At 73.6% G+C, this 17623-nt stretch carries 13 protein-coding genes; 5 read left to right on the top strand and 8 right to left on the bottom strand.

The features are described from left to right. Positions 1 to 49: 49 nt before the first annotated feature. From ACZ7GJ_RS26310 to ACZ7GJ_RS26300, 3 genes are read right to left on the bottom strand one after another with little or no spacing between them, the layout of a single operon-like run. Complete coding sequence (locus ACZ7GJ_RS26310; protein WP_470755284.1) at positions 50 to 919, bottom strand: alpha/beta hydrolase; 870 nt, start codon at positions 917 to 919, stop codon at positions 50 to 52. 55 nt (positions 920 to 974) lie between these two features. Continuing rightward, positions 975 to 1814, bottom strand: a complete 840-nt coding sequence (locus ACZ7GJ_RS26305) for an isocitrate lyase/PEP mutase family protein (protein ID WP_470755282.1) — start codon at positions 1812 to 1814, stop codon at positions 975 to 977. A gap of 59 nt (positions 1815 to 1873) precedes the next feature. Further along, the gene (locus ACZ7GJ_RS26300) at positions 1874 to 2812 is read right to left on the bottom strand and encodes a DMT family transporter (RefSeq protein ID WP_470755281.1); all 939 of its coding nucleotides are present in this window, start codon (positions 2810 to 2812) and stop codon (positions 1874 to 1876) included. Positions 2813 to 2997: 185 nt separating this feature from the next. Between ACZ7GJ_RS26300 and ACZ7GJ_RS26295 the strand changes: the two genes are divergently transcribed. Together ACZ7GJ_RS26295 and ACZ7GJ_RS26290 are read left to right on the top strand one after the other, a co-directional pair. Next, complete coding sequence (locus ACZ7GJ_RS26295; protein ID WP_470755279.1) at positions 2998 to 3201, top strand: hypothetical protein; 204 nt, start codon at positions 2998 to 3000, stop codon at positions 3199 to 3201. Positions 3202 to 3811: 610 nt separating this feature from the next. After that, positions 3812 to 5287 (top strand): helix-turn-helix domain-containing protein, encoded by a 1476-nt coding sequence (locus ACZ7GJ_RS26290; protein ID WP_470755277.1) that lies wholly within the window; start codon positions 3812 to 3814, stop codon positions 5285 to 5287. Between the two features lie 24 nt (positions 5288 to 5311). On the opposite strand, the gene ACZ7GJ_RS26285 is transcribed toward ACZ7GJ_RS26290, so the two are convergent. The 4 genes from ACZ7GJ_RS26285 to ACZ7GJ_RS26270 form a co-directional block, all read right to left on the bottom strand. Continuing rightward, positions 5312 to 6658, bottom strand: a complete 1347-nt coding sequence (locus ACZ7GJ_RS26285) for an AMP-binding protein (protein ID WP_470755275.1) — start codon at positions 6656 to 6658, stop codon at positions 5312 to 5314. A gap of 107 nt (positions 6659 to 6765) precedes the next feature. After that, complete coding sequence (gene gdhA / locus ACZ7GJ_RS26280) at positions 6766 to 8124, bottom strand: NADP-specific glutamate dehydrogenase (RefSeq protein WP_470755274.1); 1359 nt, start codon at positions 8122 to 8124, stop codon at positions 6766 to 6768. A 69-nt stretch (positions 8125 to 8193) separates the two neighbouring features. Beyond that, positions 8194 to 8472 carry an acyl-CoA carboxylase epsilon subunit gene (locus tag ACZ7GJ_RS26275; protein ID WP_470755272.1) on the bottom strand — a complete coding sequence of 93 codons (279 nt, stop codon included), beginning with the start codon at positions 8470 to 8472 and terminating at the stop codon, positions 8194 to 8196. Continuing rightward, positions 8469 to 10043, bottom strand: coding sequence for an acyl-CoA carboxylase subunit beta (locus ACZ7GJ_RS26270; protein WP_470755270.1), 1575 nt, complete (start codon positions 10041 to 10043; stop codon positions 8469 to 8471). Before ACZ7GJ_RS26270 ends, ACZ7GJ_RS26275 begins: the two co-directional genes overlap by 4 nt. A 150-nt stretch (positions 10044 to 10193) precedes the next feature. On the opposite strand from ACZ7GJ_RS26270, the gene ACZ7GJ_RS26265 reads away from it, so the two are divergent. Continuing rightward, positions 10194 to 10679 carry an anthrone oxygenase family protein gene (locus ACZ7GJ_RS26265; protein ID WP_470755269.1) on the top strand — a complete coding sequence of 162 codons (486 nt, stop codon included), beginning with the start codon at positions 10194 to 10196 and terminating at the stop codon, positions 10677 to 10679. A gap of 45 nt (positions 10680 to 10724) precedes the next feature. Here the strand turns inward: ACZ7GJ_RS26265 and ACZ7GJ_RS26260 are convergent, their stop codons facing one another. Beyond that, positions 10725 to 11894, bottom strand: coding sequence for an aminotransferase class V-fold PLP-dependent enzyme (locus ACZ7GJ_RS26260; RefSeq protein ID WP_470755268.1), 1170 nt, complete (start codon positions 11892 to 11894; stop codon positions 10725 to 10727). Positions 11895 to 12274: 380 nt separating this feature from the next. Here ACZ7GJ_RS26260 and ACZ7GJ_RS26255 point away from each other — a divergent pair, with 380 nt between their 5' ends. Both ACZ7GJ_RS26255 and ACZ7GJ_RS26250 read left to right on the top strand, forming a co-directional pair. Continuing rightward, positions 12275 to 12478 carry a hypothetical protein gene (locus ACZ7GJ_RS26255; protein ID WP_470755267.1) on the top strand — a complete coding sequence of 68 codons (204 nt, stop codon included), beginning with the start codon at positions 12275 to 12277 and terminating at the stop codon, positions 12476 to 12478. A gap of 157 nt (positions 12479 to 12635) precedes the next feature. Then, complete coding sequence (locus tag ACZ7GJ_RS26250) at positions 12636 to 17603, top strand: AMP-binding protein (protein ID WP_470755265.1); 4968 nt, start codon at positions 12636 to 12638, stop codon at positions 17601 to 17603. Positions 17604 to 17623 lie beyond the last annotated feature (20 nt).

Raw genomic sequence — 17623 nt, 5'->3', positions numbered from 1 at the left:
CAGTACGTGCACTAACTGATCACCCCGCGCCGGGGGCGCCGAAGGCGCCTCAGGCGAGGCCGGCCAACAGCTCCGCGAAGTCCTGCGGCCGGCTGAAGTAGCCGACGTGCGAGGCGTCCAGGGTGTGCACCTCGAAGGGGTTGTGCGGGGTCAGCGCGTCCGCTTTGCGGATCATGTGGTCCTGGACGGCCGGGGGGATGCTCCTGTCCGCGGCGAGCCGGACGAAGGTGTGCGGGACACGGCCCCATCCGTCGGCCCGGACCACCGCACCCGGTTCCAGGATCGCGTAGTTCTCGTCCGGGTCCAGGGAGTCCAGCAGCAGCCGGAACTGGTGGTCGGTGGAGTCGGCCATGACCGCGGCCTTCAGCTCCGCGAACAGCTGCGGGTCGGCGTGCGCACTGCGCCAGTTCAGCCGGACCACATCCTGGTCATGGCCGTCCGCGCGGGGCACGGTGATGCGCGCGGCCAGGGCGTCGAGCAGGTTGTCGTCGACCACGTCCCAGGGCTCGGTGAGCATGGCCGGGTCGCTGAGGCAGACCGCCGACAGGTAGACCGTGCGGTGGAGCAGTTCCGGCGCGGCGTTGGCGACGGCGCTGATCGTCAGACCGCCGATGCTGTTGCCGACCAGGACGACGGGCCCCGCCGCGGCGAGGCGGCGTATGACGGCGAGCACGTGGCGCACGTTGTCCTGCAAGGTGACACCTCGCATCGGCGACGGGGCGGCGGCCAGTGCGGCGAGGTCCTGCGGCTGCCGGTAGTAGGCGGCGGGGGCGGCGGCGAGGTCGCCGTGGCCGGGCAGGTCGACGGCGTGCGTACGGTGCCCGAGCAGGGCCAGTTCGTTCTGCAACGGGCCCCAGGCCCGGGCGTTGCTGGAGCCGCCGTGAACGAATACGAACGCAGGGCGCGGGGTCGCGCGCATGGTGAAGCTCCTCACGAGAGATCCGCTAGTGCCGTGGACCTTGCCGGTCACGGCACTAGACAAGCCGGGTGTTGGCTTCGGCGTACGGGAGGGCGTCCGCGCCGAAGGTGAAGGTGCCGTGTTCGGCGATCTCCCGCGCGGCCCGGGTGAGGGCGCCCAGCGCCGCGCGGGACAGGGCGGAGCCGGTGCTGACGCGGCGTACGCCCAGGGCGCCGAGGTCGGCGACGGAGAGGTTCAGGGCGCCGCCCATCAGGACGTTGACGGGGCGGGAGAGCGCGGAGCAGACCGCGCGGACGGCCTCGGCGTCCGGCAGGGCCGGGGCGTAGAGCACGTCGGCGCCGGCCTCCTCGTAGGCCCGGAGCCGGCGGATGGTGTCGTCGAGGTCGGGGCGGCCCTGGAAGAAGTTCTCGGCGCGGGCGGTGACGGTGAAGGGGAAGTCCAGTCGCGCGGCCGCTTCGACGGCGGCCGCGACCCGTTCCACGGCTTCGCCGAGCGGGCGCACGGGGTCCTCGTCGCGGCCGGTGGAGTCCTCGATGGAGCCGCCGACCAGGCCGGCTGCGGCGGCGAGCCGGACGGTCTCGGCGACGTCCTCGGGGCGTTCGCCGAAACCGCTCTCCAGGTCGGCGGTGACCGGCAGGCCCGTGGCGTCCACGATGACACGGGCGTTGGCGAAGATCTCGGTACGGCTGACCCGGTTCGCGCCGTCGGGGCGGCCCAGGCTGTGGGCGAGGCCGGCTCCGGTGGTGGCCAGGGCGGCGAAACCGAAGCCGGCCAGGAGGCGTGCGCTGCCCGCGTCCCAGGGATTCGGCACGACGAAGGGGCCCGGGCCCGCGTGCAGATCCCGGAAGGCGACGGCCCGCTGGTACTGGGCTTCGGCGGCGGCGGTGCGGTTCATGTCGTTCCTCGTGGGAGTGCGTCGGACGTCGGACGGGGAGCCGGGCGCGCCGACGCCCGTCAGTCGGCGGCGCGCACCGGCTGCTCGCCGCTCGGCCGGGCGGCCGGTGCGACGGCGGGGCGCCTGCGGGAGACGCCGACGCCAGCCAGGCAGATCGCCCCGCCCAGCAGGGTCAGCCAGCCGGGGATCTCGTCGAGGGCGGCCCAGGCGATCAGCACGACGGCGGCGGGCACCGCGTAGGTGGTCGCGCCCATCTTCCCGGCGGTGGTCCGAGCGAGCGCGTACGTCCAGGTGGTGAAGGCCAGGGCGGTCGGGAAGAGCCCCAGGTAGAGCATGTTGAGGGTGGCGGAGAGCGGGGCGTCGGGCAGCTCGCCGGCGAGCTGCCAGGCGAAGGGCAGGGTGACGGCCGTGCCGACGAAGCAGCCGTACGTGGTCACCTGGATCGGGGTCGCGTACTTCAGCGCCGGCTTCTGCGAGACCACCCCGGCCCCGTAGGCGAGGGCCGCGACCAGGCAGAGCAGCACTCCGGACAGGGAGGCGGATTCACCGTTGGAGGTGGACACGCCCACGATGGCGGCGCCCGCGAAGGAGACTCCCATCCCCGCCAACAGCATGCGCGGGAAACCCTCCTTGAGCAGCCAGCCGCTGAGCAGGGCGATCACGATCGGGCCGATGTTGACGATCATGGCCGCCGTCCCGGCGTCCACGAGCTGCTCGCCCCAGTTCAGCGTCACCATGTACAGGCCGAACCAGAGCACCCCCGAGGTGAGGATGCCGGGCCATGCCTGCCGCGCGGGCAGCGGTACGCGCTGGATGACCAGTACGAGCCCGAGCGCGACCGAGGCCGTCAGCAGTCGGCCCAACGCCAGTGCCCCGGGGCTGAAGTGAGCGGCGGCGGAGCGGATCGAGACGAAGGCCGAGGCCCACAGCGCGACGGTGACACATGCGGCTACGAGGGCGCGCCGATCAGTTCTGGCATCGCCAGCCGTTTGGTCCATACGAGCAAGCTACTCACAGCAGTCCCGCCTGCCCACTTGGTTTCTCCGCGTCACGCTCTCCCACGTCACGGCCTCCCGCGTCGCGGTGCGGTGAGCAGTGCGCGCAGCGCGGCCGCGTACGCCTTCGGGCCGGGACGATCCGGGTGGCGGTTGCGGTGAGGGCCTGCGGGTCGAGGGTGTCCCGGATGACCGCCGACCCCGCCGACCGCCGCCGGACCCTGGTCCGCCCGGCCCCCGGAACGTCCGCGCGGGTGGCCGCCGTACGCGCCGCCGGCACCTCGCGGGTCGAGGAGGCGGCCCTCGCCAGGGCGCTCGGCGACGCCACCGCGGAGGCGGAGGTGGCCGGCGCCCTGGAGGCCCTGGCCCGCCGCCTGGCGCCCCGCGCCTGAGAGCCGTCCCGCAATCACTGATCGGGGCGCACGCCCCGGACGTGTGCGATCACGTCCGGCTCGCCCAGGCCGGCACGGTTTATCCGGCCCCGGCCTCGGATCACGCCGTCTGCGGCCAGTCTTTTCCGCAGTCCGTCGGGTGCCAGGGGGGTCTCGAAGCCCTCGCAGAGGCCCCGCCCCGTATCTGCGTACTCGTAGCGGACCGCGTACGTCGTTCCCTCGTGATGCCATTCCCAGCGAACCAGAGGTCGCGCGAGGACCGCTTCGAACTTCGAACCACGCTGCCGCTCTGTTCCCCAACTCCGTAGGGCTGCCCTCGGCTTCGAAGACGAACTCACTCGCGGCCTGTTGGACAGTGAAGTCCTGGTTGTGGAGTTGGCCCCCGCGGACGACGGAGCCGTCGAATTGGGCACCCACCGTCAGAACTCCCTGGTTGCGTTGCGGGTCACCGATGTCCAGATAGACGATGAGTCGGCCGTCGAAGGTGTGCGCCGAGGGCAGCACGGCCGTGTCGAGCGGGTCCACCAGCCAGGATCCCGCGCGTTCGGCCAGAAGGTCCACGAACGCGCGGGGTCGGCCGGGGGGCTAGAGAACGGAGTCCAGCCACTCCATGACGGCGAATGCCTCGTATTTGATGACGCCGGCCCACGCGGCCATCACTGCCGTGCGGACGACCCTGCGCCGCAGGAAAGGCAATTCCGTTTCACTGCCGATCCGCACCCCCGATCCACCCTTTTCGCCATTCCGGCCCAGCGCCTTGGCCGCCCTCGCTGCAATCTTTCGGATTTTCGCCATGCCCAAACCCTGGCACGGCATTTCGGAAACCAGGGGAAAGCTTTCAGGCGCATTCAACTTCGGACAGTTCCGTACACGGCTTGCCTGTACGACCTCCGCGTCTTACAGTGCCTTACAAATCCTTACAGGGGGGGCCATGCGCGACGCATTGAAGGAACTCAAGGTCCGGCTGAGGGCCGCCCACCTGGAGTCCGGCGGGCTGAGCATGCGGGAGATCTCGAAGCGGTGCCACGGGGCGGTCAGCCACACAACCGCCCAACAAGTCATCCGCGGGGAGAACCTTCCCTCATGGAAGTCCCTGGGTCCCGTGGCCGCCGCGCTCGGGGCGGACGGCGACGAGTTCAAACAGCTCTGGCTCAAGGCCAAGCGGGAGGAAGAAGGCGCGCAGGAGGAGTGGACCACCTTTGCCGCCTACCGGCCGTATCTCGATCCGGAGACCGCCGGGATCGTGAACCTGGCGGGCGCCTACGAAGCAGGCAAGGAGAAGGAGCGCGCCAAGAATCTGCTCGTCTCACACCTCAACAGAACCAAAATCAACAACCCTACGCTGATCATCCAGGCGTACCGCGCATATTCCATCTATTTCAAAGACGTCAAAGAGGCGTACGGGAAATACGTTCAATCCTATCTCGACAACGGCTCCCCGTCGGAGATCGACTACCCCCCTTGCGCCCACTGGCTGGCCTGGAAGAGCCATAACCGCGGAAAACATGAGCGTGCACTGCAATTCAATCACCGCGCGATCCAGCTGAATCCAAGGGATCCTTGGTACTGGCGAATGCAGGGCGCAATTCTGCTGGATCTGGCAAGATACGAAGAAGCCGAGCGCGCACTGACCGCAGCACACAGGATCCGGCCCGAATCCGATTTCTGGTACTCGGACCTCGCAAGGCTGCTAATGATCACGAGAAATTTTCAGAAGCTCGAACAGTATGCCCGCGCACATTACGAAGGATTCCCGGACGACGAACGTTCCGACCGCTTCGAGGGACACGTGGAATGCCTCTTGATCTGCGGGAACGCGGACGAGGCGGTTCGAGTCGCGCGCGAATCGATCGACCGCGAGAGCGACCCGTATTACGTCAGCGCCGCGTACGTAGCCCTCTCCAGGTCCCTGTGCCAGCAAGGCAACTTCAAGGAAGCAAGGGCAACCCTGGCGGCGAGCGGTCTCCGCGAAACGGAGAGGGACCTGCAGCTGGAGTACGCGAACACCTTCGCACGCGAGGGCCTGACCGCCGAGGCGAAGACCCTGCTGGAGGCGCTCCTCCAGCCCGAACCGCCGCAGGCGTGACACCCGGGCCTATCCCGCCCCGGGCTAGGCCGAGCCCTCGTCCCTGAGCAGCAGCTTCTTCTGCGGCTTGCCCATCGCGTTGCGCGGTACCGCCTCGACGAAGCGGACCTCGCGGGGGCGTTTGTGCACCGACAGGTGCGCGGCGACGAAGTCGGTCAGTTCGGCTCCGGTGACCCCTTCGGCGACGACGAAGGCGACGATGCGCTGGCCGAGGTCGGCGTCCGGGACGCCGACCACGGCCGCCTCGGTGACCTTGGGATGGTCCAGCAGGGCGTTCTCGATCTCGCCGGCGCCGATCCGGTAGCCCCCCGACTTGATCATGTCGATGGAGGCGCGGCCGACGATGCGGTGGACCCCGTCCGCCTCGTCGACGGCCGCGATGTCGCCCGTACGGAACCACCCGTCGTCCGTGTACGCGGCGGCCGTGGCCTCCGGGCGGCCCAGGTAGCCGGAGAACAGCGTCGGTCCGGTGAGCTGGAGTTCACCGATCTCGGCGCCCGGCTCGGCGGCGATGCGGGTACGGATGCCGGGAAGCGGGGTGCCGACCGTGCCGGGGCGGACCGTGCCGCCCGCGCGGCCGCTGACGGTGATCAGGGTCTCGGTCATGCCGTAGCGCTCCACGGGCCGCAGGCCGGTGAGGCGTTCCAGGTCCCGGAAGACGGGCGCGGGCAGCGCGGCGCTGCCGGAGACGAGGAGCCGGGCGCCCGCGAGGGCGGCCGCCTCCCGCGGGGCGCGGGCGATGCGGGACCAGACGGTGGGGACGCCGAAGTAGAGGCTGCCGCCGGCCGCGGCGTAGGCCTCGGGGGTGGGGCGGCCGGTGTGGACCAGGCGGCTTCCGGTACGCAGGGCGCCGAGGACGCCGAGTACGAGCCCGTGCACGTGGAAGAGCGGCAGTCCGTGGACGAGGGTGTCCTCGGCGCTCCACTGCCAGGCTTCGGCGAGGGCGTCGAGGTCGGCGGTGAGCGCCGCGGCGGACAGGACGACGCCCTTCGGGGGTCCGGTGGTCCCGGAGGTGTACAGGACGAGGGCCGGGTCCGCGGGTCCCGCGGCCGACGCGGGGGTCAGGTCGCTGCGCCGCGCGAAGTCGACGTCGAGGAGCTCGGCGCCCGAGTCCCGCAGGATGTGCTCGCGTTCGGCGGGCCCGGCGTCGGGCGGCAGCGGTACGAAGGGCACGCCGGCCAGCAGCGCGCCGACCGCGGCGGCGACGGTCTCCAGGGTGGGGGTCGCGGTGACGGCGAAGGCCGGGGCGCCGGCGACGTCCGCGGCCACGGCCCGGGCCGCGCCGAGCAGTTCCTCGTACGACGCGGCGCGCCCGGCCACGCTGATGGCGTCCGGGCGGTCTCCGTACGTGCCGGTGAGTGCGGTGAGCACGGGCGGCGTCCCCCTGCGGTGTGCGGCGCGGCTGATCGGTGGTCGGGGCCAGGGTACGGCGCGCACGCGCGCACCCCGGCCGCCGAGGTCCACGACGGCCGGAGCCGTCAGATCACTCCCTGCGCCAGCATCGCGTCGGCCACCCGCTCGAAGCCGGCGATGTTCGCGCCCGTCACGTAGTCGCCGGGGGCGCCGTAGCGGGCGGCCGTCTCGTACGAGACCTCGTGGATGTCGCGCATGATCGAGGCGAGTTCGTCCTCGACGCGCTCCGCGCTCCAGGCGACGCGGCCCGCGTTCTGGCTCATCTCCAGGGCGCTGACCGCGACTCCGCCCGCGTTCGCCGCCTTGCCCGGGCCGAAGGCAACCCCGGCCTCCTGGAGGAGGCGGACGGCCTCGGGGGTGGTGGGCATGTTGGCGCCCTCCGAGACCGCGCGGACCCCGTTCGCGATCAGCAGCCGGGCGTCCTGCGCGTCCAGTTCGTTCTGCGTGGCCGACGGGAAGGCCACGTCCGCCGGGACCTCCCAGACCCGGCCGCCGGGGACGTAGCGGGCGGAGGAGCCGCGGCGCTCGGCGTACTCGCTCACCCGCCCCCGTTCGACCTCCTTGATCTGCTTCAGCAGGGCGAGGTCGATGCCCTTGTCGTCGATCACGTAGCCCCGGGAGTCGGAGGCCGTCAGCGGGTTGGCGCCCAGCTGCTGGAGCTTCTCGATCGTGTGGAGGGCCACGTTGCCGGAGCCGGAGACGACGGCGGTGAGGCCGTCCAGGGCGGCCCCGCGCCGCGCCAGCATCTCGGCGGCGAACAGCACGCTGCCGTAGCCGGTGGCCTGGGGGCGGATCGCCGAGCCGCCCCAGCCGCGGCCCTTGCCGGTCAGCACCCCGGCCTCCCAGCGGTTGGTGATGCGCCGGTACTGGCCGAAGAGGAAGCCGATCTCGCGGCCGCCGACGCCGATGTCGCCGGCCGGGACGTCGGTGTGCTCGCCGATGTGGCGGTGGAGCTCGGTCATGAAGGACTGGCAGAAGCGCATGACCTCGGAGTCCGACCTGCCGTGCGGGTCGAAGTCGCTGCCGCCCTTGCCGCCGCCGATGCCGAGGCCGGTCAGCGCGTTCTTGAAGATCTGCTCGAAGCCGAGGAACTTCACCACGCCGATGTCCACGGACGGGTGAAAGCGCAGGCCCCCCTTGTACGGTCCGAGCGCGCTGTTGAACTCGATGCGGTAGCCGCGGTTGACGTGGACGCGGCCGTGGTCGTCCTGCCAGGGGACCCGGAAGATGATCTGGCGCTCGGGTTCCACGAGCCGCTCGACGAGACCCGCCTCGGCGTACTCGGGGCGCGCCGCGAACACGGGGGCCAGGGTGTCCAGGACCTCCCGTACCGCCTGGTGGAACTCGGGCTGGGCGGGGTTGCGGCGTTCGATGTCGGCCCGCAGCGCGTCCAGGCGGTCCTTCGGGTCCTTCGGGTCCTTCACGATCTGCTCCTCCTGGAGGTCGGGCCTGGGCGGCCGGGAGCCGGGCCCGGGGGCCCGGCCGGGGCCGGCTCAAGCTGGTCTGCGCCAGCTCCCGGCATGACGGAATTCGCTGTTCCGGGTGCGGTCCCAGCCGGAGGCTACCGTGCGCGGCTGCTCCGTTCCCGGGTCTTCGGACCTGCTCAGCAGGGCCGTCAGGACCGCCATCACGGCAGCCGTCTCCACCGCGTCGGGCTGCCCGCCGGTGATCCGCCACGGCTCCCCGGCCGCGGCGGGGACCTGCGCGACGGCCTGCCCGTCGACCGGCGCGGTGTCCTGCTCCGGGGCCCCGGCCCGCTCCGCCGCCGTCATACGGGCGGGTTGCCGTGCTTGCGCGACGGCAGGTCGGCGTACTTGGTACGGAGCATCGCGAGCGCCCCGACGAGCACCGAACGGGTCTCGCCCTGGTCGATGACGTCGTCGACGAGGCCGCGCTCGGCCGCGTAGTACGGGTGCATCAGCTCGGTCGTGTACTCCTTGATCTTCTGCGCGCGCATCGCGTCGGGGTCGTCGGCCCCGGCGATCTCGCGGCGGAAGATGACGTTCGCCGCGCCCTCGGCGCCCATGACCGCGATCTCGTTGGTGGGCCAGGCCAGCGCCAGGTCCGCGCCGATGGACCGGGAGTCCATGACGATGTACGCGCCGCCGTACGCCTTGCGCAGCACGAGGGAGATGCGGGGCACCGTCGCGTTGCAGTAGGCGTACAGCAGCTTGGCGCCGTGGCGGATGATGCCGCCGTGCTCCTGGTCCACGCCGGGCAGGAAGCCGGGCACGTCCACGAGGGTGACGATCGGGATGTTGAAGGCGTCGCAGAACTGCACGAAGCGCGCGGCCTTCTCCGAGGCGTGGATGTCCAGCACGCCCGCGTAGCTGGCGGGCTGGTTGGCGATGAAGGCGGTGACGTGGCCGTCCATCCGGGCGAGGGCGCAGATGATGTTGGTCGCCCAGGCCGACTGGACCTCGAAGTAGTCCCCGTCGTCGACGACCTCCTCGATGACCTTGCGGATGTCGTACGCCTGCTGCGGGTTGGCGGGGACGATGCCGCTGAGGGAGTCGGTGCGCCGGTCCGCGGGGTCGTCGGTCGCCTCGTGCGGCGCCATCTCGCGGTTGTTGGCGGGCAGCAGCGAGAGCAGGTGGCGCACCTCCTCCAGGCAGGTCTCCTCGTCGTCGTACGCGAAGGCGGCCACCCCGGAGGTTCCGGCGTGGACGTCGGCGCCGCCGAGGCCGTTCTGGGAGATCTCCTCGCCGGTGACGGCGCGTACGACGTCGGGACCGGTGATGAACATCTGCGACGTGTCGCGGACCATGAAGATGAAGTCCGTGAGGGCCGGGGAGTAGGCGGCGCCGCCCGCACAGGGGCCGAGCATGACCGAGATCTGCGGGATGACGCCCGAGGCCTTGGTGTTGCGCTGGAAGATGCCGCCGTAGCCGGCCAGCGCGGAGACGCCCTCCTGGATGCGGGCGCCCGCGCCGTCGTTGAGCGAGACGAGCGGGGCACCGGCCGCGAGGGCCATGTCCATGATCTTGTGGATCTTCGTGGCGTGGGCCTCGCCGAGCGCCCCGCCGAAGATCCGGAAGTCGTGCGCGTACACGAAGACCGTGCGCCCGTCCACCGTGCCCCAGCCGGTGATCACACCATCGGTGTAGGGGCGCTTGGCCTCCAGTCCGAATCCGGTCGCGCGGTGTCTGCGCAGGGCCTCGATCTCGTGGAACGAGTCCGGGTCGAGCAGCAGGTCGATGCGCTCACGGGCGGTCAGCTTGCCCTTGGAGTGCTGGCGTTCGGTGGCCCGCTCGTCCGGCCCGGCGAGCACCTGGGCCTTGATCTCGGCCAGTTCCGCGGCACGGTCCTGGGCGGGTATGGGTGGCGCGTCGATGATGGTCATGTGGGTCCTCCAGGTCTGCGGCCGGATTCCAGCCACCGTCGCCGGAGAGGCTCAAGAGGCCTTGGAAGCACACTCGAATCCCACGCGATACCCGGTCCTGAAGCCCTTATGATCAGCGGACTTGACCTTCCGCTGACGTTGGGGGCCGGCATGGGGATCGCAAGGCTCGTCTCGCTCGTCGCCGCCACCGTCACCACGGGGCTGATGGCGGGCCTGTTCTTCGCCTTCGACGTGTCGGTGATGCCGGCGCTCAAGCGGTCCGACGACCGGACCTTCGTCGCGGTGATGCAGCGGATCAACGTCGCGATCGTCAACGGCTGGTTCATGCTGGCCTTCCTCGGCGCCCTCCTCTCCACGGGGCTGGCGCTGGCCCTGCACCTGCCCTCCGGCGGGCACGACGCGCTGGCGCCCCTCATCGGGGCGTTCGTCGCCTACGCGCTCGCGCTGGCGGTGACGGGGCGGGTGAACATCCCGCTCAACAACGCCCTGGAGGCGGCCGGCCCGGCGGAGCGGATCACCGACCCCGCCGCCGTGCGCCGGGCGTTCGAGAAGCGCTGGGTTCCCGCCAACCGGTGGCGCACCGTGCTGTGCACGGCGGCCCTCGGCTTCACGGTGTGGGCCCTGCTGGCGCGCTGAGCCGACGTACGCCGAGCACGCCGCGGGTGCGCCGCGGGCGCGCCGCTACGGAGCCACCGCCGCGAGCGCCCGTACGGCAGGGGCCGCCGCCCGCCCGGCGGCCGGCCGCTCCTCGCGCAGTACGTCCCGCAGCGCGAGCGCGAAGCGGTCGATGTCCGCGGGGGTGTTGTCGTAGTGGACGGATGCGCCGACCGCCGTGTCGCCCCCGGCGGAGGCCGGGTGCAGCGGGGTCTCCTGCGCGACCGCCTTGCGGACGACCACCCCGCGCCGCGCCAGCCCGCGCCGGATGAGGGCGGCCGGCACCTCGTCGTGTCGGAAGCCCACGATCCCGGCCTGCTCCCGGCCCGGGGCGAGCAGCCGGATCCCGGGCAGCCGCCCCACGGCTGCGCGCAGCCGCGGCAGGAGGCTCTCGTACGGGCCGGACGTGTCCGCGTCGTGCCGGGCGAGGGCCTCGTACAGCGCGGCCACGGCCGCGGCGACGGGCGGCCGCGCGAGTGACGCCCCCAGGCCCGGGTCCACGTAGCCGAACCCGATGCCGTCCGGGCCGCGCAGGAACCGCCAGCCGTCGGCGGTGAGCAGGGCGCAGCCGATGCGCGCGGCGTCGACGGGCAGCTGGCCGACGGAGTGGGAGGCGTCCACGGCGTACAGCGCGCGGTGGCCGGCGAGGAGCGCGCCGACCGCCTCGACCGGGTTGACGGTTCCGCAGGCCTCGGAGACGTGGACGACGGAGACGAGCGCGACGTCCTCGTCGAGGTGGTCCCGCATCCAGTCGAGGTCGAGGTCGCCGTCCTCGCGCAGCGGCACGACCTCAAGGGTGCAGCGGGTGCGGTCGCGCAGGGCGACGAGCGTGGCCAGGCGGGCCACGCCCTCGTGCGGGGTGGTCCAGATCCGGTCGCGGGGGCCGAGGGGGAGGCGGGAGGCGAAGGAGTCGAAGCCGTCGGCCGCGCCGGTGAACAGGACGGTGTGGCGGGCCGGGACGCCGAGCAGGGCGCCGAGGCGCTCGTGGATCCCGGTGTCGAGGACGGGGCCGAGGCTCTCCTCCAGCACGTAGGGCCCGAAGCGGTCGTCGCGCGCCGTGCAGTCGGCGAGCACGGCGTGCACGGCGGCGGGCATCCGGCCCGTACCCGCGGTGTTCAGGTGGGCCGTCGGGGCCGTCGCCCTGGCCTTCGGGGCCGTCAGGGCCATCGGGGCGGGGTGCGACGTCTGCGCGTTCACTTCGGGGGCCTCCCCTCGCTGTTGGGGTGTACCAGGTATTGCCATCATCTCTGGCAATACATTGCCCAGAATCCCCGCGCATTGGCAACGTCCGCTCCGGCGAAACTCTAGTTCCGGAGGCCGTCCCCTCTTGTGCCAAAAGAGGTTGGCAATAGTTGGCAAGAGGGTGTGCCGATCCTGCCAGAACCCTTGTTTCCGCAGGTCAGATGGGGTTGAAGGAAGGTGCGGCAAAGGTCCGAGCACGGCGAATCCAGCGTGTTTTCCAGGGGTGTTGAGCGCATCTCCACCAAATGACGAGTGAATCCCGAGGATTCGTTGCCAATCTTCTTGGCAGAGAGGTTGCCAAGCAGGAACACAACACTTGCCACGGAGGAGTCACCATGAAGAACATCGCCCGAGTCTTCGCCACCACCGCCCTCGTCGGCTTCGCGGTCCTGACCGCCGGCGGCATCGCCCAGGCCGACGGCGGACCGGGCACCGACTGGCCGGTCGCCCCCGCCTCCGCGACCTCCGGACCTGGGACGGACTGGCCGATCGGCCCCAAGACCGACTGGCCGGTCGCCCCGAACTCCGACTGGCCGTAACCGCCCGAACACGGCGCCCCGGCAAGGTTTTGCCAGGCCCCGCACCACACCACACCGCACCACGCCACCGCTTGGAACAGCACCGCACCGCATCGCACCGCATCGCACCGCAGCAGCCGAGTCGCCCAGCCAGTCGCTGTCGAAGGAGCACGCCCAGATGTCACTCTCCGGCCTCATCGAGCGGCACGCACTCGCGCGGCCCGAGGCGATCGCCGTGACCAGCCCCGCCCCCGACGGCGGCGGACACTCGCTCTCCTACGGGGAACTGAGCCGGTCGGCCGACCGGCTCGCGGCCCACCTGACGGACCTGGGCGTCGTACCCGGCGACCGGGTGGTCACCGCACTGCGGCCCGGCCCGGAACTGGTGACCGCGCTCCTGGCGATCCTGCGCGCCGGAGCCTCCTACGTCCCCGTCGACCCCGACCTGCCCGGCGCCCCCGGCACCCCCGGCACCCCCGGCGACCGCCTGCGGACCGTCGTACGCGGCAGCGCTGCGCGCGCCGTCGTTACCGACGAAGCCACCGCGGCGCGACACGCCGACGGCCCCGACGGCCTGGGCCCGGACACCGCGATCGTCCGGGTGGACACCGACGCCGCCCGCATCGCGGCGGCGCGGCCCGCCGCGGCCCCGGCCCCCGCCGGCTCACAAGAGGACGGCCCCAGACCTGACGACGCGGCGTACGTGCGCTGGATCCCCGGACCCGACGGCGCCTTCGACGCCGTGGCCGTACCGCACCGGGCCCTGCTCGACCTCGTCGGCGCGGCCGACCCGCTGCGGGTGACCCGCGACGACGTGGTGGCCCAGACCGCCGGCCCGGACTCCTCCGCCTTCGCCTTCGAGCTCTGGTCCACCCTCGCCGCCGGCGCCCGTCTCCTCGTCCTGGACCCCGCGACGGTGGCCGACCCGGCCCTCCTCGAACACGCGCTGGGCGGACACGGCGTGTCCGTACTCTTCCTGGCGACCGCCCGGTTGCAGCGGATCGCCCGCGAGCGGCCCGGAGCCCTCGCCCCGCTGCGCACCGTCCTGTTCGGCGGCGATGCCTGCGACCCGCGCGCCGTGCGCCGGGTGCTGCGCGCCGGGGCGCCGGGGCGGCTCGTCCAGGTGTACGGGGCGGCCGGCTCGGCGCCCCTCGCCCTCTGGCACGAGGTGTCGGACGTCCCCGAGGGGACCCTGCGCATACCGGTCGGACGCCCCCGCGACGGCGTGCGCGCCGTGGTCGTGCGCGGCGACGGCACCCAGGCGGGCCCGGGCGACACCGGCGAACTCCTGCTGGGCGGACCGGCCGTACGCGGCTTCGCGGGCCTGGAGGACCGCTGGAGCGACAGCGGTACGGCGCTGCGGCGCACCGGCGACCTGGTGACCGTGCGCGAGGACGGCGCCCTGGAGTTCGCCGGCCGGTCCGCGGACCGGATCACCCTGCACGGCATGCCCGTGGAGATCGGCGCGGTCGAGTCGGCGCTGCGGGAGCACCCTGGCGTCGCCGAGGCCGTGGTCACCCCGGCCGGGGACCGCGACGGCGGAAGGCACCTGGTCGCGCACGTGGTGCCCGCGGCCGGTCCGCGGCCAGCGGTGGCGGACCCGGTGCGGATCGGCGAGTGGAAGGAGATCTACGCGGCCCTGTACGCCGACGCCCGCACCCGGGACCCGTACGCGCTGGAGGCGTTCGCCGACTCGATCGGCGCGACCGGCGCCGCGGACGGGGCCCCGCCCGTGTCCGCGCGGGTGCTGCGCGAGCGCCGCGCGGCGACCGTCAGTTGCGTCCGCGAGCTGGGGCAGCGCCGGATCCTGGAGATCGGCGCCGGCACCGGTCTGCTCGCGGTGCCGCTGGCGGCAGGTGCGGACTGCGAGGAGTACTGGGCCACCGACTTCTGCGGCGCGGCCGTCGACGCGCTGCGCGCCCGGACCAACGCCGACGAGCGGCTGCGCGGCAAGGTCCGGCTCAGCTGCCGGGAGGCGCACGACACCGCGGGGCTGCCCGCCGGGTACTTCGACACCGTCGTCCTGAACTCGGTCGTGCAGCACTTCCCCGGCCTCGGCTACCTGCGCACCGTCCTCGCGCGCGCCCTGGACCTGCTCGCGCCGGGCGGCTCGATCCTGCTCGGGGACCTGCGCCTGCTCGACTGGAGCACCGGCCCCGATCCCGAACTGCGCGTCGCCCCGGCGCTGTTCACGGCACTGGCCCGTGAGTTCCCGGCCGTGCGCAGGGTGGAGGTACGGGCCCTGCCCGGCGCCGGCGACCGCTACGACGTGGTCCTCGGGACCGCCGGGACGCCGGCCTCCGACGCCACCCTCGCCGCCCTGGCCTCCCTCGGCTTCACCGCCGCGGAGTGCGTGAACACCCCGGCCGCCTTCGCGGACACCGCCGGCCTGGAGGCCGCGCTGCGCGGGCACCTGCGGGCGCGGCTGGCCGACCACATGGTGCCCGCCGCGTTCGTGGTCCGCGGCGCGCTGCCGCTGGACCCGGACGGCCGGACCGACCGGGCCGCGCTGGCCGCGTCCACCTCCGCGTCCGACCCGGCGCCGGGGGTCCCGGCGCGGGCAGGCGTCCTGCCCGGCAACCGGCCCGGGACCCCGCTCCAGGCCATCGCCCGCGACCTGTTCGCCGAGGTGCTCGGCCTGCCGGCGCGCGTGGTGCACGCCGACTCCGACTTCTTCGCCCTCGGCGGCCACGCCCCGGCCGCGGCCCGGCTGGTGGCCCGGGCCCGCGAGGCACTCGGCGCCCCGGTGGACCTGCGCGGCCTGTACGGGGCCCCGACCCCGGCCCGCCTCGCATCGCTGGCCGGCGACCGGCCCGCCGCCGCCACCGGCCCCGGCCGGGCCGTCGCGCGCAGCGCCGTACTGCCGCTGCGGCTGCGCGGCGCCCTCGACGTGGCCGCGCTGGCGGCCGCCCTCGACGACCTGGGCCGCGGCCAGGGCGCCCTGCGCAACAGCCGGATCGGCTCGGCCGGGACCCGGCTGCGCGAAGTCGCCGCCGACGACCACCTGCTGGAGCTGACCCTGCCGGGCGACGAGGTCGACCTCTTCTCGCACGCACCGCTGGCCGCGGCCCTCGCCGCGGCCTACGCGGCCCGGGCCGGCGGCGGCGCGCCCGCCCCGGCAGGTGCCCCGCCGCAGGGGGCGCCCCGGGCGGCCCGCGGCGACGTGGCCCCGACCGCCCCGCCGGGCAGCGCGCCGCTGGGCACCGAGGACACCTTCGGCACCCTGTCCCTGGAGCTCGGCGCCACCGTGCACGCGCGGCTCACCGCGCTGGCCGCGGAGCACGGCGCCACCCTGTTCATGGTGGTGCAGGCCGCGCTCGCCGCCCTGCTCGGCCGGCTGGGCGCGGAGGCAAGCGTCACCGTCGCCGCCCCCGTGGCCGCCCGGGACAGCGCGGCCCTGCGCGGCGCGGTCGGCGTGTACGGGCGGGTGCTCGCCCTGACGGTGGACACCTCCGGCGACCCGGCCTTCGGCGAGCTGGTGCGGCGGGTCCGCACGGCCGCGCTGGCCGCCTACCGGGACCGGGACGCTGCCCTGGCACTGCCGGGCGGCATCTCCCTGAGCGTGCTGCGCGAGAGCTACGGCGCGTTCCCCGCCGGGGCGCTGACCGTACAGCCCGAGTCGGAGCAGCTGTCGCTGCAGAACGCCGCGCTGGGGCTGACCCTGACCGAGCGGCACGGCCTTTCGGGCGCCCCGGCGGGGATCGGCGTCACCGCCTCGTTCTCGTACGAATCGCTGGGCGAGCAGGCCGCCGCGCTGCTGACCGGGCAGTTGCTCGCGCTGCTCGACGCGGCCCTCGACGCGCCCCACGAGCGGATCGGCCGGCTGGGCCTGCCCGCCGCGGCGGGGGCGCCGGGCGGGGGCGGCCCGTGGAACGGCGCCCCGGGCGCCCGGCCGCAGGCGCCGCCGAGCGTCGCCGCGATGCTGGCCGCGCAGGTGGCCCGCACCCCGGGCGCACCGGCCCTGGCCGGCCTGGACTACGCGGAGCTCGACGCCCGTTCCGACCTGCTGGCCCACGCCCTGATCGCCCATCAGGCGGGTCCCGGGACCTCGGTGGCCACCGCCATCGCCTCACCGACCGGCTTCGCGGTGGCCGCGCTGGCCATCGCCAAGACGGGCGCGGCCTGCCTGCCGGTGGATCCGGCGCGCGGGCTGCCCGTCGGGGCGCGGCCCGCCGTACTGCTGCTGGACTCGGCCGCCGACCGGCTGCTGCCGCTGACCCCCGGGCCGGTGCGCCTGGTGCGCGACCCGGCCGCGGACCTGCTGCCGGCCGGTGCGAGCTGGCCAGTGCGCGAGGGCGACCGGACGCGGCCGCTGGACCCCGGCGGTCCCGTGGTGCTGGCGGTCGCGCCCCGCGGCAGCGTCGCGGTGGGCGGCGAGGCCCTCGCCGCGGCCTGCCTGGGCCGGGCCCGCGACACCGCCTGGCTGCTGAACGGCTATCCCGACGCGGAGGTCGCGATGGGGCTGCTGTCCGCGCTGGTGTGCGGGTCCCAAGTGCACCTGCCGGACCCGTCGCTGGCGTACGGGACGCCGCCCGAGGTGCTGGGCTGGCTGCGCGAGACGGGGGCCTCGGCGATCCTGGGCCCGTCCGACGACGTACTGGTCGCGCTCGCCCGCGCCGAGGACACGGAGCTGACGATCAGCGCGGGCTGGCCCGAGGGGCGGCTGCTGGTCGAGCAGATGCCCGGCGGCCCGGCCCGGCCCGCGCCGGGCTACCACGCCTACGTACTGGACGCGCGGATGCGGCCCGTACCCCCCGGGGCCCTCGGCGCGCTGTACGTCGCCGGGGTCGGGGTGGCGCAGGGCTACCCGGGCCTGCCGGGCGCGACCGGGGAGCGGTTCCTGCCGGACCCGCTGGTGTGCGCGCAGGGCGGGGCGGCGCGGATGTGGCGGACCGGGCACGCCGCGCGGGTCGCGGAGAACGGCAGCCTGCACGTCTTCGACCACCCGTGGGACGAGGACCCGTTCGCGGACGAGTTCGGCACGTTCGTCGTCGTCGCGGACCCGGCGGGCCACCGCGCGCTGTGGCCCGCAGCGGTGCCCGTACCGGAGCTCTGGCGGCGTACCCACGGCGAGGACCTGTACGAGCTGTGCCTGGACCACCTGGACGAGCAGCCCGCCGGCGACCGCCTCGGCGACCACCCGTGAGCCGCTCGGTGCGGCCCGCC

This window comes from Streptomyces sp. NPDC037242 (genome assembly GCF_055604165.1).
This window is presented reverse-complemented; position numbering and strand designations above follow the sequence as displayed.

Coding starts and splice junctions, on each gene's coding strand:
- ACZ7GJ_RS26300 (WP_470755281.1), bottom strand. CDS start 2,812: ATGGACCAAACGGCTGGCGATGCCAGAACTGATCGGCGCGCCCTCGTA.
- ACZ7GJ_RS26305 (WP_470755282.1), bottom strand. CDS start 1,814: ATGAACCGCACCGCCGCCGCCGAAGCCCAGTACCAGCGGGCCGTCGCC.
- ACZ7GJ_RS26265 (WP_470755269.1), top strand. CDS start 10,194: ATGGGGATCGCAAGGCTCGTCTCGCTCGTCGCCGCCACCGTCACCACG.
- ACZ7GJ_RS26275 (WP_470755272.1), bottom strand. CDS start 8,472: ATGACGGCGGCGGAGCGGGCCGGGGCCCCGGAGCAGGACACCGCGCCG.
- ACZ7GJ_RS26255 (WP_470755267.1), top strand. CDS start 12,275: ATGAAGAACATCGCCCGAGTCTTCGCCACCACCGCCCTCGTCGGCTTC.
- ACZ7GJ_RS26290 (WP_470755277.1), top strand. CDS start 3,812: ATGACGGCGAATGCCTCGTATTTGATGACGCCGGCCCACGCGGCCATC.
- ACZ7GJ_RS26250 (WP_470755265.1), top strand. CDS start 12,636: ATGTCACTCTCCGGCCTCATCGAGCGGCACGCACTCGCGCGGCCCGAG.
- ACZ7GJ_RS26295 (WP_470755279.1), top strand. CDS start 2,998: ATGACCGCCGACCCCGCCGACCGCCGCCGGACCCTGGTCCGCCCGGCC.
- ACZ7GJ_RS26310 (WP_470755284.1), bottom strand. CDS start 919: ATGCGCGCGACCCCGCGCCCTGCGTTCGTATTCGTTCACGGCGGCTCC.
- ACZ7GJ_RS26270 (WP_470755270.1), bottom strand. CDS start 10,043: ATGACCATCATCGACGCGCCACCCATACCCGCCCAGGACCGTGCCGCG.